16 protein-coding genes are annotated in these 16041 nt (G+C 64.7%); 7 read left to right on the top strand and 9 right to left on the bottom strand.

Translation table 11 applies throughout. The features are described from left to right. Positions 1–1509 (top strand): tripartite tricarboxylate transporter permease, encoded by a 1509-nt coding sequence (locus tag IVA88_RS00775; RefSeq protein WP_247495392.1) that lies wholly within the window; start codon positions 1–3, stop codon positions 1507–1509. A gap of 17 nt (positions 1510–1526) precedes the next feature. Here IVA88_RS00775 and IVA88_RS00770 read toward each other — a convergent pair whose 3' ends face one another. Next, positions 1527–3221: a bifunctional diguanylate cyclase/phosphodiesterase gene (locus tag IVA88_RS00770; RefSeq protein ID WP_247495391.1), complete on the bottom strand. Its 1695-nt coding sequence runs from the start codon at positions 3219–3221 to the stop codon at positions 1527–1529. A 221-nt stretch (positions 3222–3442) separates the two neighbouring features. Between IVA88_RS00770 and IVA88_RS00765 the strand changes: the two genes are divergently transcribed. Further along, complete coding sequence (locus IVA88_RS00765; RefSeq protein WP_247495390.1) at positions 3443–3703, top strand: hypothetical protein; 261 nt, start codon at positions 3443–3445, stop codon at positions 3701–3703. 6 nt (positions 3704–3709) lie between these two features. Here the strand turns inward: IVA88_RS00765 and IVA88_RS00760 are convergent, their stop codons facing one another. The 3 genes from IVA88_RS00760 to mtgA all read right to left on the bottom strand — a co-directional run bounded on the left by IVA88_RS00760 (position 3710) and on the right by mtgA (position 5509). Then, positions 3710–4342: a hypothetical protein gene (locus IVA88_RS00760; RefSeq protein WP_247495389.1), complete on the bottom strand. Its 633-nt coding sequence runs from the start codon at positions 4340–4342 to the stop codon at positions 3710–3712. Positions 4343–4481: 139 nt separating this feature from the next. Then, positions 4482–4664, bottom strand: coding sequence for a 50S ribosomal protein L32 (gene rpmF, locus IVA88_RS00755; protein ID WP_007598106.1), 183 nt, complete (start codon positions 4662–4664; stop codon positions 4482–4484). A gap of 170 nt (positions 4665–4834) precedes the next feature. Further along, positions 4835–5509, bottom strand: a complete 675-nt coding sequence (mtgA, locus tag IVA88_RS00750; RefSeq protein WP_247495388.1) for a monofunctional biosynthetic peptidoglycan transglycosylase — start codon at positions 5507–5509, stop codon at positions 4835–4837. Between the two features lie 161 nt (positions 5510–5670). Here mtgA and IVA88_RS00745 point away from each other — a divergent pair, with 161 nt between their 5' ends. Together IVA88_RS00745 and IVA88_RS00740 are read left to right on the top strand one after the other, a co-directional pair. Beyond that, complete coding sequence (locus IVA88_RS00745) at positions 5671–6594, top strand: polyprenyl synthetase family protein (protein WP_247495387.1); 924 nt, start codon at positions 5671–5673, stop codon at positions 6592–6594. A 9-nt stretch (positions 6595–6603) separates the two neighbouring features. Next, a complete protein-coding gene (locus IVA88_RS00740) occupies positions 6604–7293 on the top strand; it encodes a DUF1345 domain-containing protein (protein ID WP_247495386.1) in 690 nt (229 codons plus the stop codon). A gap of 16 nt (positions 7294–7309) precedes the next feature. On the opposite strand, the gene IVA88_RS00735 is transcribed toward IVA88_RS00740, so the two are convergent. Together IVA88_RS00735 and IVA88_RS00730 are read right to left on the bottom strand one after the other, a co-directional pair. Then, a complete protein-coding gene (locus IVA88_RS00735; RefSeq protein ID WP_247495385.1) occupies positions 7310–9151 on the bottom strand; it encodes a caspase family protein in 1842 nt (613 codons plus the stop codon). A 181-nt stretch (positions 9152–9332) separates the two neighbouring features. Then, complete coding sequence (locus tag IVA88_RS00730) at positions 9333–9761, bottom strand: GFA family protein (RefSeq protein ID WP_247495486.1); 429 nt, start codon at positions 9759–9761, stop codon at positions 9333–9335. Positions 9762–9852: 91 nt separating this feature from the next. Here IVA88_RS00730 and IVA88_RS00725 point away from each other — a divergent pair, with 91 nt between their 5' ends. The 3 genes from IVA88_RS00725 to IVA88_RS00715 are packed head-to-tail and all read left to right on the top strand — an operon-like array spanning position 9853 to position 12792. Beyond that, on the top strand, positions 9853–10227 hold the full coding sequence (locus IVA88_RS00725; RefSeq protein ID WP_247495384.1) for a nuclear transport factor 2 family protein: 375 nt from the start codon (positions 9853–9855) through the stop codon (positions 10225–10227). Between the two features lie 51 nt (positions 10228–10278). Beyond that, complete coding sequence (gene bla / locus IVA88_RS00720) at positions 10279–11136, top strand: class A beta-lactamase (protein WP_247495383.1); 858 nt, start codon at positions 10279–10281, stop codon at positions 11134–11136. A 48-nt stretch (positions 11137–11184) separates the two neighbouring features. Further along, the gene (locus IVA88_RS00715) at positions 11185–12792 is read left to right on the top strand and encodes a Na+/H+ antiporter (RefSeq protein WP_247495382.1); all 1608 of its coding nucleotides are present in this window, start codon (positions 11185–11187) and stop codon (positions 12790–12792) included. Positions 12793–12818: 26 nt separating this feature from the next. Here IVA88_RS00715 and IVA88_RS00710 read toward each other — a convergent pair whose 3' ends face one another. The 3 genes from IVA88_RS00710 to IVA88_RS00700 all read right to left on the bottom strand — a co-directional run bounded on the left by IVA88_RS00710 (position 12819) and on the right by IVA88_RS00700 (position 15949). Continuing rightward, complete coding sequence (locus IVA88_RS00710) at positions 12819–13640, bottom strand: N-acetylmuramoyl-L-alanine amidase (protein ID WP_247495381.1); 822 nt, start codon at positions 13638–13640, stop codon at positions 12819–12821. Between the two features lie 3 nt (positions 13641–13643). Beyond that, positions 13644–14981 carry a Rieske 2Fe-2S domain-containing protein gene (locus IVA88_RS00705; protein WP_247495380.1) on the bottom strand — a complete coding sequence of 446 codons (1338 nt, stop codon included), beginning with the start codon at positions 14979–14981 and terminating at the stop codon, positions 13644–13646. A 71-nt stretch (positions 14982–15052) separates the two neighbouring features. Further along, positions 15053–15949: a TauD/TfdA family dioxygenase gene (locus IVA88_RS00700; protein ID WP_247495379.1), complete on the bottom strand. Its 897-nt coding sequence runs from the start codon at positions 15947–15949 to the stop codon at positions 15053–15055. Between the last annotated feature and the right edge of the window lie 92 nt (positions 15950–16041).

Genomic DNA, 16041 nt, shown 5'->3' with positions numbered 1-16041 from the left:
ATGGATACGCTTGTCAACGTCGCGCATGGTTTTGGCGTCGCGCTCCTGCCGATCAACCTGCTCTACTGCTTCATCGGCGTCTTCATCGGCACGCTGGTCGGCGTGCTGCCAGGCATCGGACCGATCTCGGCGATGTCGCTGTTGCTTCCGGTGACACTGTCGGGAACGCCGGAATCCGGCATCATCATGATGGCGGGGATCTATTACGGCTCAATGTATGGCGGCTCGACCACCTCGATCCTGGTCAACATCCCTGGCGAGGCGGCTTCCGTCGTGACCTGTATCGACGGCCACCAGATGGCGAAGCAGGGCCGTGCCGGCCCCGCGCTGGGCATCTCCGCCTTCGGCTCCTTCATTGCCGGAACATTTTCGCTCGTCGCACTGATGCTGGTGGCGCCTCGGCTTGCCAGCATTGCGATCGCCTTTGGCCCGGCCGAGTATTTCAGCCTGATGGTGCTCGGCCTGATCGTGCTCACCTTCCTCACCCAGGGATCGATGCCGAAGGCGCTTCTGATGGCATGTATCGGCGTCGTGCTCGGACTGATCGGGCTCGACAGCATCACAGCGCAGCCGCGGCTGACGTTCGGCCGCATGGAGCTGATCGACGGCATCGGGCTCGTGCCCGTCGTGATGGGCCTGTTTGGAGTCGCCGAGGTGTTGCTCAATACCGAGCAGGCGATCAAGCGCGACATCATCAACGCCAAGATCACGCAGCTGTTGCCCAACAGGGCCGATTGGCAGGCGAGCGCCGGCCCGGTGGCGCGCGGCACATTACTCGGCTTTCTGCTCGGCATCCTGCCGGGCGGCGGCGCTGTGGTGGCCTCGTTCGCGTCCTATGCACTGGAGAAGCGGCTGTCGAAAACGCCGGAGCGCTTCGGCCACGGCGCGATCGAGGGCGTAGCCGGTCCCGAGTCCGCCAACAACGCGGCGGCAGGCGGTGCGTTCATTCCGCTGATGACACTGGGTATCCCGCCGAACGTGGTGATGGCGCTGCTGCTCGGCGCCTTCGTCATCCACGGCCTGCAGCCGGGGCCGCTGCTGATCACGCAAAACCCCGGCCTGTTCTGGGGCATCGTCGCCAGCATGTATATCGGCAACGTCATGCTGCTGATTCTCAATTTGCCGCTGATCGGCATGTGGGTGCAGCTGCTCAAGCTGCCCTACAACATCCTGTTTCCGCTAATCATCCTGTTCACGATCCTGGGCGTCTACTGCTCGAGCAACAATGTGTTCGATGTTTATGTGATGATCGCGTTCGGGATCATCGGCTATTTCATGCGCAAGCTCGGCTTCGAGCCCGCGCCGCTGGTGCTGGCATTCGTGCTGGGACCGATGATGGAGAACAATCTGCGCAAGTCGCTGATCCTGTCGCAGGGCGACCTCTGGACCTTTGTGCAGCGGCCGATCTCGGCGGCGTGTCTTGCGCTCGCGCTGGCGCTGCTGATCGCGCCGCTGTTGCCGGCGCTGCGCAAGAAGCGCGAACTTGTGGCCCTGGATGAGGGGGCGTGAGGGTTTCCTAGAGTGTCTCAGCCAGCCGCGGGCAACGCGCTGTCCGGCGGCGCGCCCCATGGGCGGTCGGCTGAGGCGAGCCCGATCAGGCGACCCTGGATGAAGTGGCAGCCCCAGTCGCGCAGCATGTTCGCAGCTTCTTCGTCCTGCACCCATTCGGCGACCGTCTTGATGTCGAGGCGGCGGGCGAGGTCGATCAGGGTCTGCACGAAGGCGCGGTCGTCGGCGGAACGAGTGATGTTCTGGACGAAAGCGCCGTCGATCTTGACGATGTCGACACCGAGCTTGCGCAGATTGCGAAACGAGGTGTAGCCGGCGCCGAAATCGTCGATGGCGATGCGACTGCCGAAATTCTTCAGCCGGGTGACGAAGCCGCGCACGTCGTCGATGTCCTGGATCGCGACCGTTTCGGTGATCTCGACGATCAGCCGCTCGGCGACGCCGGGATGCGCGCGCATGAGCGATTCGATGCTGGCCCACCAGTCCGGATCCATCGTCGTATCTGGCGAGATGTTGAGGCTGAGGCAGATGTCAGGCGCGGCGGCGAGCTCGGCGACCACGAGCTCGAGCACGCGGTGGTCGACCAGGCGGATGAGGCCGAGCCGTTCCGCGACCGGCACGATGTCGGGCGCCAGCAGCACCTGGCCGTCGCCCTGGTCCATCCGCACCAGGCATTCGTGGAATGCGCGTTCGCGCGAGGTGGCCGACACGACAGGCTCATAGGCGAGCTTGATGCGACGCTCGTTCAGCGCGGTGACGATCTCGTCGGTGACGCGGATGTTGACGCGGCGCTGGGCGTCGCGCGCGGCATCCGGACGCCAGGCCGCGAACGAGCCAACGCGGCGCTGTTTCGCGGCGTCCAGCGTCTCATGGGCGCGATTGACGGCCTCATCGGCATTGCGGGCATAGCGCGGCACGCTGACCGCCCCGATCGAGGCGGTGACCGACACCGGGCCGGATTTGGTCGGCACCACCTCGTCGCGGATGCCGGCGAGGAAGCGCTCGGCGGCGACGTTCATGTCGTCGACCGTGCAGTTCTTCAGGATCAGGCCGAATTTGTTGCCGGAGAAGCGGCCGAGCACGTCGCCGCCGCGCAGGCGCGCGCGAATGCGCTTGGCGACGTCGAGAATCACGGCATCCGCAACGTCGAAACCGAAGGCGTCGTTGACACGCGCGAGATGATCGATACCGACCAGCATGAAGGCCGCGGTCGAGCGGAAACGGGTCGTCTCCTCGATCGCCTCGGCCAGCGCGGCGATCAGATGTGAGCGATTGAGCTCGCCGGTCAGCGGATCGAGCCGGGCCAGCTTCGTCAGTTCCTCGTCGCGGGCGTGGCGTTCATTGTTGATGCGGACAGAGCCGATCGCACGCACCGGGCGACCGTCGGGACCGGCGAACCAACGGCCGGTCTCCTCGATCCAGACGATGGGATCGGCGGCGCTCAAGCGCACGCCGTACTCGACCCGGTAGGGCGTGCCGTCGGCGCCATGCACGGCTGAGGTCTGCGCCAGCGCGGCGGTCCGCAGCGATTGCACTGGCTCGATCAGCTTGGCGAATTCGGCGCCGGTAGCCAGCCGCTCGGCGGGAATCCCGGGGAAGATGGCGCTGACCTGCTCACCCCAGACGATGGCATCGTTGGCGATGTCCCAAGCGAACACGGCTTGCCCAAGGGCGGCCAGGATGTCGGAGGCTTGCGGCAATGCGGGAGTCAAAATCGCCTCGTTTCGGGACAGCGGGAAGTCCTAAGTCGGCACAGGATAGAGCCAGATTCGCCCCCGAACCTAGGCAAAGTTGATAAACAATTTGGAAACCACGTTTCCTCGCGCCCAGGAACCAAACCGGCCCGCCCGGCATAGGCCTTGCGAGTACATGACACGCACCGGCGCCAGCGTCTCGAAACGAGACAATCTTCGCCGGACCAACGGTGATTGCGATGTTGAGTACTGATCGATCGGACGAAGCGGCGAACGGCACAGGCTCGGCTCTGGTGCCGCTGATGCCGATTTTGCAGTGGGTCCACAAGGCACCGCTGCCGCGCCCCGATCCCAGCTTCGTCACCCAGCTCATCGCCAATGCCGAGCACATGCCCCAGACGAGCCGGCTCCGCCGCGCGTCTTCCGAGGATGCGCAGGTCGCCTATGGCAGCAAGCGCCCGCTTCCGAGCGTCACCGCGCGCACGCGGCAGGTGGCTTGAAGCCGATCAGCGCGGCGCGTCGGGAGACGGCTGCGTACCGTTGCCCGGCTGCAAATGCGGCGAGGGGATTTCCGGCGAGGGCGTGCTCTGGACGGGCTTCGGCGCAGGATGATCCATCAGTACGGATTCGGCGACCGAATGCGCGGAAGGTGCGGATGCCGGCGGCACCGCGACCGGCTCGAACTTGGGCTCGACCACCGCTTCATCGGCTGTCACTTCCGCTTGGCGCTTGGCCTTGCGCGGCGCGGGTGCCGTCTCGGCGACATAACCGACGCGGCGGCGCGTGCGCTGGGCGATGCCGCCGAGGAAATCGGCCATCGCGAGCAGCACCAGAAGGAAATAAGTGGAGTTGCCAAATTTGGGCCACATCACGAATTCGGCCGCAGCCGCGCCGAACACGATCAGCGACAGCAAATGATCCATCAGGAATTTAGAGCCGGGCCGCGCGCCCTTGACCACTTCAAGCAGCAGCAGCACGACACCCAACGCGAGCATCACGTCGGCGAGCGTGACCGGCCAGACCTCGCCCGTGATCATCGGCACCTTGAACAGCACGTCCGTAAAGGACACGCTCGGCATCAGGAAGGCGATGATGTTGTAGACCGCGAGCGGGATCAGGAGCAGCGGGAAACCGACCATCGGCGAAATGCCTTCTCGATCAAGATATCCAGACAGGACAATGCGGCGGCGATGCATTCGCTCCGCCGCCGTCACCGTCATATTTCATGGGCCGAAATCAGGCAGGCCCGATCGTCCTGCCCAAAGGAAGGTTCCGAACTCAGGACTCTTTCTTCTTCAGGACCTGACGACCCTTGTACATGCCGGTCTTGAGGTCGAGATGATGCGGACGACGGAGTTCACCGGAATCCTTGTCTTCGACATAGGTCGGCTTCTTGATGGCGTCAGCCGAGCGGCGCATGCCACGGCGCGACGGCGAGGTTTTTCTTCTCGGAACGGCCATTTCAGTATCCTCTAGGGATTGGTGTCATCAGGGCATCGTCCACGAGGGAACGGCTCAGCACCCGCAAACCGAGGCGAGCTGAATGCCAGTCAAGGCCGGGCTTATAGAGGAAGGCCGGCCTTAAATCTAGGGCTCACGGCCCGGAAAATACGTCCGAAAAGGACCCGAAATCAGCGAATTTCCCGCCAGCAGGTCGAAAGCGAGCTGGCCTGCGCCCTCGCCACATAGGTCCCGACCAGCCGCCGGACGCCCGGCCCCGGCGTCCTGGCGCTGCGTTTGACCGGATTCGGCAGAATCGAGGCCAGAAGTGCCGCTTCCCGCGGCGAGAGGTCCTCGGCCGATTTGCCGAAGGCATAGGCGCTGGCCGCCTCCACGCCGAACTGGCCCTGCGGGCCGAGTTCGGCGATGTTGAGGTAAATTTCCAGGATCCGCGCCTTGGGCAGGACGAAGTCGATCCAGAGCGCCAGCGGGAATTCCAGCGCCTTGCGGATGAAATCCCGCCCCTGCCAGAGGAACAGGTTCTTGGCCACCTGCTGGGTGATGGTGGAGGCGCCCCGGAACGGCGTACCGTCCTCCTTGGCATCGTCGATCGCCTCGCGCAACGCGCCCCAGTCGATGCCGTGATGCTTGCAGAAATGGGCGTCCTCGGCCGCCACCACCGATCGCGGTACCGAGGGTGACATCGCCGCCAGGCCGATCCATTCCCGCTGCATCGGCGCGCCCCGCAAGCTTCGCCAGGCCATCAACGTCGAAGCCGGATGGCCGGTGCGGTAAAACGGGGCGATCACATACGGCGCGAGAATGACGACCGCGAGCGCTACCAGCAGGATTTTAACGATGCGCAAATCGACCTTTCCGGCGCAAAATGAAATGCGGCTACGGGCCCAATCATTAAGTCTGTGATAATTCGGGCCTTTTCCAGCAGTTTTTAGGCCTTCCAAACGATTGACTGAGGCGGGCTCATAAAGGATTGTCCCGCCGAATTTTAGTTCTGGAGCCCTTCTTGATGACCGGCACGTCCCCGTCCGATTTCGCCAAACGTCTGGACAAGACCGCTGACGACACCGAAGCCTTGCTCGGGCGCCTGCTGTCGGACGACATCCTGCACGATGAGATCGCCCGCCCCAAGCGGCTGATGGACGCAATGCGCTATTCGAGCCTGAACGGCGGCAAGCGCCTGCGGCCGTTCCTGGTGGTCGAGAGTGCGGCGGTGTTCGGCGTTCCCCGCGAAGCCGCGCTGCTCGTGGGCGCCGCGCTCGAATGCATCCACTGCTACTCGCTGATCCATGACGACCTGCCGGCGATGGACAATTCGGACCTGCGCCGGGGCCGCCCCACCCTGCACAAGAAGACCGATGACGCGACCGCGATCCTCGCCGGCGACGGCTTGCTGACGCTCGCCTTCGACATCGTCACCCGCGACGAGATTCATCGCGACGCCAATGTGCGGCTGCTGCTGACGCGCGCGCTGGCGCGCTGCGCCGGCATCGGTGGCATGGTCGGCGGCCAGATCCTGGATCTCGCCGGCGAAGGCCGCTTTGGCGGCAACGAGCCGATCGACGTCGCCCGCATTCAGCAGATGAAGACCGGCGCGCTGCTGCGCTACGGCTGCATTGCCGGCGCGATCCTCGGCCAAGCCTCGCAAAAGGAATATCAGGCGCTCGACGATTATGGCCGCGCGCTCGGCGAAGCCTTCCAGATCGCCGACGACCTGCTCGACGTCGAAGGCGATGCAACGGCGCTCGGTAAGCCGTCGGGCCAGGACGCCGCAATGGGCAAGACCACCTTCGTCACACAGCTTGGCCTCGAAGGCGCCAAGCAGCGCGTCCGCGACCTGCTCGCGCGAGCTGACAGCGCTGTGTCGATCTTCGGTGAACGGGCCGCCGTGCTGCAAGCAGCTGCGCGCTTCGTGGCCGAACGCAAGAACTGACGCACATCGATGGCGACCGGCGGCAAAGAAGATCCCGTCCTCGCCCGCTTCCGCAAGATGTCGCGGCCGATGCGGCTGATTTATGCCCGGCCGCGGACGTTCATATCGCTTGCTATCGGTATCCTCGTCTGCCTGCTCTTACCGGGCTCACTCCGGCTGACGACGCGGCTTGTGCTTGGCTGGGATGCGCTGATTGCGGTCTATCTCGTGCTGGTCTACGCGATGATGCTGTGCAACGACCACCAGCACATCCGCCGCGCCGCCGCGATTCAGGACGACGGCCGCTTCGTGATCCTGCTGGTGACGGCGACCGGTGCATTCGCCAGCATCGCCGCGATCGTCGCCGAACTCGGCACCCACCGCGGCGCCGCGGAGCTGACCATCGCGATCACCACCATCGCGCTGTCCTGGGCCGCCGTGCACACGACTTTCGCGTTGCATTATGCACATGATTATTATCGTCACCCAACGCCGGGTGGCCTCGAGTTTCCCAGTGGCGACAAGGAAGACCACGCCGATTATTGGGACTTCGTCTACTTCTCGTTCGTGATCGGCATGACCGCGCAGGTCTCCGATGTCGGCATATCCGACAAGACCATCCGCCGCACCGCCACCGCGCACGGCATCATCTCGTTCATCTACAACACGGCCTTGCTGGCGCTGACGGTGAACATTGCGGCGAGCGCGATCTCGACCTGAACTCACTCCCGCAATCCTAGTTGCAGACCTCGGCATTGGCATCGTTGCCGGGGCCGCCGCCGCCGCGATATTCGAGATGGCAGCCGCGGTTGACCGGACGGCAGCCGGCGCTGTTGCAGAATAGCTGTCCGCCACTCGAGCGGCGGCTGGCGCCAGCGGCAGCAGCGATGCCCGCAGCACCACCAAAGCCGCCCGCCGCTCCGGCAGTCTCACCTCCGGCTTGACGACGCTGCCGTGCGGGACGCTCGTCGCCGTCGTCACGCTTTGCGGTCGCAGGATTGACAGTCGCAGGCTTGGCGGGCTTGGCGGCACGCTGCTTCTCGCACTCGTTGTCGTCGTTGAGCGCATAGCCGTCGCGGCAGATGATCTTGGCGCACTTGTCGCCGTCGGCCTTGAAGCCGTGGTCGCAAACCAGCGGACAGACGCGCGACTGTTTCGACTTGACGGTGTCGAGTGCATCGGTGCTCGCCACCTTCACGTCGAGCTTGGTGCCGGCGTAACGATTGAACTGCGACAACGATCGCTGCGCGGAGGTCGTCCAGTTGCCGTCGGCGGCGCCGGAGAAGCAGCCGACGCGGCCGAGCTCGGTCTGCACCGAGCGGCTGAGATCGGCCGGCGCGGTGGCCGGCGTCAGCGACGCGACGTTGGTGCCGGCGGGGCTCGCCGTGCTGGCGGGCGCTGCACTCGGCGCCGCGGCGGCGAGATTGACGCGCTGCTGCTCGGCGGCGGCCGCCTGCTGCTGCGCCTGCTCCTTGGCCTTTTGCGCCGCAAGCTGTACCTGCTCGGCGGCCTTCGCATCGGCGGCTGCCTTGGCCTGCATATCCTTCTGCGCGCCAAGTGCGGCAAGACGATCACGCTCGGCCTCGGCCTGTTTCGCCTTATCGGTGGCCGCCGCATGAGCCTGCTCGGCGCCGATTTTTTCGAGCTGAAGCTTGGCAAGGCTCGCATAGAAGCCGTCGGAATGCTGGGCGAGGAAGGCATCCCACGCCGGCCTGTTGCCGACCTGGAGCGCGAGCTCGTAATCACGGCGGATGTCGGCTTGCGGGTTCGCCGCGGACGCCGCCGGGGCCGCGGCGGTCGCCTTGACCGGCACCAGCGGCACGTCCTCGCCGCCGAGCGAGCCATAGACGAACGGCTCTTGCTTGTTTCCGGTCGACTTGAGCACGTCGTCACGCACGAAACCGAAGGCGCGGCGAACGTCGAGGCCCGGCGTCGTCAGGTGCTTCGACAGCGCCACGGTAAAGGGGCTGTTGGCGCCGTCGCCGTCCTGCGCCGTGAAGCCGGCCTTGGCCGAATAGGCGATCAGCGTGTTGGAGCTGGTCGGCTCGACCTGGGCAAGGCCGCGGCCGATGCCGCGTGAGGCGACTGTGCGCTTCATGGTCTTGCCGAAAGGATTGTCACGGCAGGCATCCAGGATCACCAGGCGAAGCTGCTTGGCCGGTTCGACCGCGACCAGGACGCGGTCGAGGGAGAGCGCCTCGTCAAAGACGTCGGTGTCACGCTCCAGCTTGGCGTCGACTGGGATCAGATAATTCGAGCCTTCGACCTCGATGCCGTGGCCGGCATAGTAGACCACGGCGATATCGGCATCGCGGGTCCCGTCGGCGAATTCACGCAGCACGCGCCGCGTCTCCAGCGCCGTCAGATCGTGCCGGGAATCGACGATGTCGAACCCGGCCTCCTTCAGCGTCCTGGCCATTACCGAACCGTCATTGACGGGGTTCGTAAGCGAGGGCGCATGCTGATAGGCGGAGTTGGCGATCACCAGCGCGACACGCTTCCCGGCGAACGCGGGCCCGGCGCCGAACAGCAGCGCGACGGCGAGGAGAAGTGGGCAAAGTCTGAGCAATTTGCGCATGACACGACTTCCGAGTTCAGGGCCGTTCGAGCCCCTTTGGGATGGCTTTAGCAGGGTCCGCCGCGGACGCTTGTGATGGAGGTCACGAAGGTGGCGCCGGCGGCAGGCCGAAAGGCCCCTTTTGTTTGTCGCGCCAGTCCGGGTCGCGGTTCGCCCAGAAATAGGTGCGCAGCAGGTTCCCTCAGACATCCCCGACGTGACCCCGATATTGAGGCAGATTGTCCGTAATCTCGTGCCAGGGCGCCTTCGAGCCGACGAAAATGTGGACGCTCGGCCGGATCGAGGGGGCATCGACCAGGGTTCCCATGGCGACATGGACCCATTTTCCCTCTCGCACCCGGGAATAAAGCAGCGAGCCGCAGCGGGCGCAGTGGGCGTCATGGGTGGTGTCGTCACCATAGATGGTGCGCTGGTTCTCGCCGCTGACGATGCGGAGCTTGCTCTGCTCGATGCCGGCGAACGGCTTGAAGGCGGCGCCAGTGGTGCGGCGGCAATTCGAGCAGTGGCAGTTCATCGCATACGAGAACGCGTCCGCCACCTCGTAGCGCACGGCGCGGCAGTAGCATTCGCCGACCAGGATACGAGCGTTCGAATTCCCTGATCCCATCACGGTGTCCTCGCGCAAATCGTACGCCCTCCCATAGCGCATTTTGACGTCTACGACTAAGTTCGCCCCGAGCCATCATTCAAGAGGATGACCCATGAGCCAGAACCGTTCGAGCGTCGAAGCCGTCGTGCAATCCTATTTCGACGGACTTTACGAGGGCGATGCCGAAAAGCTCGGCGCCATCTTCCATCCCTCCGCCGATTTGCGCTGGGTCGAAAAAGGCGAGCTCCAGGTGCTGACCGTGCCGGATTGGCTCGACCGCGTGCGCAAGCGCCCTTCCGGCAAGGCCGAAGGCAAGCCACGCGAGGATTTCATCGTCACCATCGACCGTTCGGACGACAGAACCGCCTTCATCAAGGTCCGGTGCCAGTTGCCGCCGCGTTTTTTCACCGACTATCTGGTGGCGATGAAGCTCGCCGACGGCTGGCAGATCGTGTCGAAATCGTATCGGTATGACCTGCGTGAGTGAGGGGGCTTCCTTCTTGCTCGCCCCCGCCTCCGTCTCGCCCAAGAGTCCCTCATGCTTCTCGACCGCCGTTCGCTGCTCGCCTCGCTATGCTGGATTGCCGCCTCCCCCGCGCTCGCCGCTGACGCGCAGCCTGAACTCGAAACCTATGAGCGCGAGAGTGGCGGCCGGATCGGGGTCTATGCCGAGAACCTCGCGACCGGCGCAAAGCTCGCATGGCGCGCCGACGAGCGGTTCGTCATGTGCTCGACATTCAAGGCTTCGCTCGCGGCTTGCGTACTGGCGCGGGTCGATCGTGGCGAGGATCAGCTTGCGGCCATGATCCCGTACGGCAAGGCCGACCTGCTCGAGTACGCACCGGTCGCCAAGCAAAACATTGCCGCCGGCGCAATGTCGGTCACCGAGATGTGCAAGGCGATCGTCGAGCTCAGCGACAACACCTGCGCCAATTTGCTGCTGGCGCGGATCGGCGGTCCCGCCGCGCTCACCGCATTCTGGCGATCGCTCGGCGACACCACCTCGCGGCTCGACCACAACGAGCCCGAGCTCAACCGCTCACCGCCCGGCGATCCCCGGGACACCACGACGCCGGCGGCGATGGCAGGCAATCTGCGCCGTCTGGTGGCGGGCGAGGCGCTGTCGCCGGCCTCGCGTGCTCACCTGACGGAATGGATGGTGGGTTGCAAGACCGGCGCGAACCGGCTGCGCGGCGGGCTCCCCGCAGGCTGGAAGATCGGCGACAAAACCGGCAACAACGGCAAGGACGCCTCGGGTGATATCGCAGTGGTCTGGTCGAAGCCCGAAACGCCGATCCTGATCGCGGCCTACACCCAGGGCGGCACGCCGAATGCGGCACAGATCGAAGCCGTGTTCGCACGCACCGGCCGCATGGTGGCCGAGCGGCTGGCGTAAGCCGCACGCATTGACCTTGCGGCCGCTTCCGGGTGAAGACAGATCATCATGGAAGCGAAATTTCAGACCTTTCTCATCCTGCTCGCCGTGCTGGCGGGCACCGCGCTTGTCGCGCGCCGCTTCAACATCGCGCCTGCCATTCTGCTGATGCTCTCCGGTGTCGGCCTCGCCTTCGTGCCGGGCATGCCGCCGGTCGAGCTGCCGCCGGAACTGGTGCTGCTGATGGTGCTGCCGCCGCTGATCTACTCCGCGAGCGTCGCGATGAGCTGGCGCGAATTCAAAAAGAATCTTCGCCCGATCGTGCTGCTCGCGGTCGGCGCGGTGATCTTCACCACAGCGCTGGTCGCAACCGCCACGCATTATTTCATCGGCCTGCCCTGGACGATCGGCTTCCTGCTTGGTGCCATCGTAGCGCCGCCCGACGTGGTGGCGCCGCTCGCGATCGCGCGCCGGCTGCATTTGCCGCGCAGGCTCATGGTCATCCTCGAAGGAGAAGGGCTCGCGAATGACGCCACCGCGCTGATCCTCTACCGTTTCGCGCTCGCCGCAATCATGGTCGGGCATTTCTCGCTGCCCCTGGCAGGCGGCGAGTTCTTGCTCATCGTCGCCGGCGAGATCGCCTTCGGCATCGGTGTCGGCTGGCTCTCCCTGCGGTTCCGCAAATGGTCGGGGGACCCGCAGGTCGAACTGACACTTTCGCTGATCACGCCCTACGTGTCCTACTGGCTGCCCGAGCATGTCGGCGGCTCCGGCGTGATCGCCACCGTCGCCTGTGGCCTCTATGTGAGCTGGAACGGCCCGCTGCTGATCTCGGCATCGACGCGCCTGCAAGGCATCTTCTTCTGGGACCTCGTGATCTATCTCATCGAGGGCTTGCTGTTCCTGCTTACGGGGTTCCAGATGCGCGCGCTCTACGAGAAGTCGAAGGCGTTCCCGCTCGACGATATCATGATCGCGACCGCCGTGGTGCTGGCAGTCGTCGTGGTCGCGCGCTTCGCCTGGCTCTATCCCGCGACCTATCTGCCACGAATGCTCAGCAAGTCGCTGCGTGCGCGCGATCCGTCACCACCATGGCAATGGCCGTTCGTGCTTGCGTTCACCGGCGTGCGCGGCGCGGTGTCGCTGGCAGCAGCGCTGGCGCTGCCATTCACGCTGCCGGGCGGGGAGGCCTTTCCGTTTCGCGACCTGATCCTGTTCGTTGCCTTCGGCGTCATCTTCATCACGCTGATTGGCGTCGGCCTCACGCTGCCCCCGGTGGTGCGTTGGCTCGGTGTCGCGGAAGCCGGTCGCAACGAGCATGCCGCCGAGCATGACGCCGAGATCGCGGCACGCCGCCAGGCCCTGGATGCGGCACTGAAGTCGCTCGACGCGCTGACGGGGGAGCAGGAAGTCTCGGACGAGGTGATGCGTCTCCTGCGCGCGCGCCACGATATCCGGGTCAACCAGCTCCCCGATTCGCTCGATCCCACCCACCACGACGTCTCCGCGGCCGGCACCGCGCTGACCCGCGACCTGATCGCCGCCGAGCGCAAATTCATTCACGACCTGCTGCGCGACGGTCAGATCACCGACGAGACGCGGCGGCGGATCGAGCGGGATCTGGATCTGGAGGAGGCGAGCTTGGCGAACCGGGAGTATCGCGGAGGACCGCTATAGGTTCCCGTCATTGCGAGCGAAGCAAACTACCGCCTCGCGCAAAACTCCTTCATCGCCACCGCCACGGCGCCCGCAATGATCTCCTGCCGCTCCAGAGAGTTCATCGCCATTTCCTCGTCGCGGTTGATGATCGAACCGGCTTCGAGCAGCACAGCGGCGCTGCGGGTTTGCGAGAGCACGACGAGCCCGTCATAGCGATAGACGCCGACATCCTTGTCGAGCAATTGGCGCCGGTAGCGGCCCATCACCGGAAGAGTGTATTGACTGGCATAGTGCAGGTCCTGCTCCTTCAGCTGCCTGCCGATCATCCGGGCCAGCATCAGGCTGGCAGCGAAGTGCGGATTCCGCTGCGACACGAACAGCGAATGGCCCGAAAAACGGTCGCTGAAGTAGCTGTTTGCGCCGTCGAACTCCCAAGTCCCGAGCAGCTTGTCCGGCACCGAGTCGTGATGGATCGACAGGAAGAGATCGGCCCGGCCGTCATTCGCGGCACCGACGCGCTTGAGCAGGCTCGGCCGCGCCTTGCCGTCGGTGACGAGCAGGCGGGCTGCGGCAAAGCCCTCCGCCTTGAGCTTCGCCGTGATGAGCCTCGCAAGCCGGAAGTTGAAGCCGAATTCCGGATCATTGCGCGCGCTCAACGCGCCGTAGGAGTCCGGCGTGTGCCCGACATCCACGACGATCCTGAATTTCGGCATCTCACATTTGACCGGCGACTGCGCCGGCTTGGGTCTTGCAACCTTTCGCGCGATGGCGGCATGACCGGTGTCAGCAGGCGCCAGCGACGATAGCAAGATCGCCGCGACGAGCGGCAAGGCGAGACTTGCAATGATGCTGCGCGGCTGCCCCAAGCGCTACTCCGCTGCCGCGATTCGCGGTCGGCCGACAAAGCCTGTGACGTCACCGAATCGCTCGAGCATCACCGCAGAAAGGTCCTTGGCCTTGCTGGTGACGCAAGCGCCGGAACGCACCGCATAGCGGTCCTGATGCGCGGCCTGCGGCGGCGGCTGGCCCTGCTGAAGCGCCCGCGCCAGCTCCATCACGACTTTCCGGAAATGCATGATACCGAGATCGGTCGGGCCGAGATGCTCGCGGGTACGGTCGGCGATCGGACCCTGACTGTCCTGCACGGCGGCGTCCTGTTCGGAGACGCCCTTGATGCCGGTGTAGCTCCTGGTCTTCTGGAGCTTGCGGTCGATCAGATAGTCGTTGCCCTTGTGGCGCAGCGGCACGTAATTGCCGTCGACCTCCGCGATCACGCCGTTGCCACGGTCAAAGCCGTCACGCTCGGCTTGCGTCAGCGGCCGCTCCGGATTCCAGGCATAGGTGTAGATCCAGCAATTTGTGTCGGTAACAGGCACGAAGGTCTGGCCAAAAATGTTCTCGCCCGGCATCGCGCTCGGCGCATAGGAATGGAACGGCATCAGGAACTGGGCGATGCGCCAGTAAATGTCGTCGCGGCCGGTGAGCCGCCCGCCGGCGATGGTGAGGCCCGCTTCGTGCGCCTGAATCTTGATCACAGGGCGCGGATCCTCCGCGATCCAGCGCATGTGATCGCTCGACATCCGCGCGATCGGATTCACAAAATGCTTCTTGATGTCCAGAATCTCGTTCTCCTCCTTGTCGAAGGAGAGATGGGCGAAGGTGAAATGCGCGGTGTCGATCGAGCCTTCCAGCGCCTGCACCCAGTTGCAGTCCTGCCATTTCTTGCTGACGTAGCGGTGTGAGGCCGGCAGCAGCGCCATTTCGAGATCGGGCAGCTCGGGCATTGCGTCAGCCGGCCCCATATAGGCCCAGATCATCTCGCCCCATTCGCACACCGGATAGGATTTGATGCGGATCAGGTCTTTTGCGTTGAGGTCGGGATAGGAGGTCGGCATGTCGACGCATCGGCCGTCGGTGTCAAACTTCCAGCCGTGATAGACGCAGCGGATACCACATTCCTCATTTCGCCCGAGCCAAAGATTGGCGCCGCGATGCGGGCAGTATTGGTCGATGATTCCGACAACGCCGCGCGTGTCGCGGAAGGCGAGCAGCTCTTCGCCGAGCACGACGACCTTCTTCGGCTCGCCGTCGGGCTCGGGGAGTTCTTCGGACAGAAGCACGGGAATCCAGAACCGACGCAACAATTCGCCCATGCCCGTTCCGGGCCCCGACTCGGTCAGGAATTTGTTGTCCTCGGCGCGGAGCATGGAAGTCCTCCCGATCTATTTTTGGGAAGCTTGGCGCGGACGGACGAAGACGTCAACGCGGCACCGGTGCGTTAAACCGGCCGCTCCCCTTTCACCGTCACGCGCGTGCCTGACCGCGTGTGCGGCCAATAATCCCACATCGCGCGGTGCTGGGTGCAGCGGTTGTCCCAGAAGGCGATGGCGTTCTCGGTCCAGCGGAAGCGGCACTGGAACAGCGGGTTCTCGGCGTGCTGGTAGAGATAGGCGAGCATCGCGTCGCTCTCGTCGCGCGGAATGCCGTTGATATGGCGGGTGAAACCGCGATTGACGTAGAGCGCCTTCCTGCTCGTGACCGGATGCGTGCGCACCATGGGATGCTCCGCATTCGGGTAGGCGGGGCGGTCCGCGACGCCGTAATTGGCGTAGAGGCCGCGATAGATCGGCTCGCCATCATGCAGCGCGGTCAGCCCGTCGAGATAGGCCTTCATGCGATCCGACAGCGCCTCATAGGCGGCGTACATGTTGGCGAACAGCGTGTCGCCGCCGCGCGGCGGGCACTGCTTGATGTAGAGGATCGAGCCCATCGGCGGCTCGAGATCGCAGGAGACGTCGGAATGCCAGCCCTCACCGTTGGCGCGCGGCGAGTTCGCATCCGCGTAGATCTTCATCAGCGCCGGGTCTTCATCCTCATGCGGCGCGGCGGGATGAAAATGCAGCTCGCCGAACTTGCGGCCGAAGGCGAGATGCTGTTGCGGCGTGATGTGCTGGTCGCGGAAGAAGATGACGAGGTTTTCGGCCAGCGCGCGGTGGATCTCGTCCATCTGCCGGTTGGAGCGGGCATCGTCGGAGACAAGCTTGCCGATGTCGACGCCGGAGATTTCCGCACCGATGATCGGGGTCAGCTTTTCGACCGCGATGGTTTCGTACGGTGCGCCGTCATCCGCCGTATGGCGATAGCGCGGCCCCTGCTTGCCGGCGAGTGAGCTCATGGCGTGCCTCCCGATCGATCTTGATTGGGGACATCGTAGCAATGTAGGGCGGGTTAGCGAAGCGTAACCCGCCAACTCGCAACCACAAAATA

This window comes from Bradyrhizobium sp. 149, assembly GCF_023073915.1.
Classification (GTDB): domain Bacteria; phylum Pseudomonadota; class Alphaproteobacteria; order Rhizobiales; family Xanthobacteraceae; genus Bradyrhizobium.
This window is presented reverse-complemented; position numbering and strand designations above follow the sequence as displayed.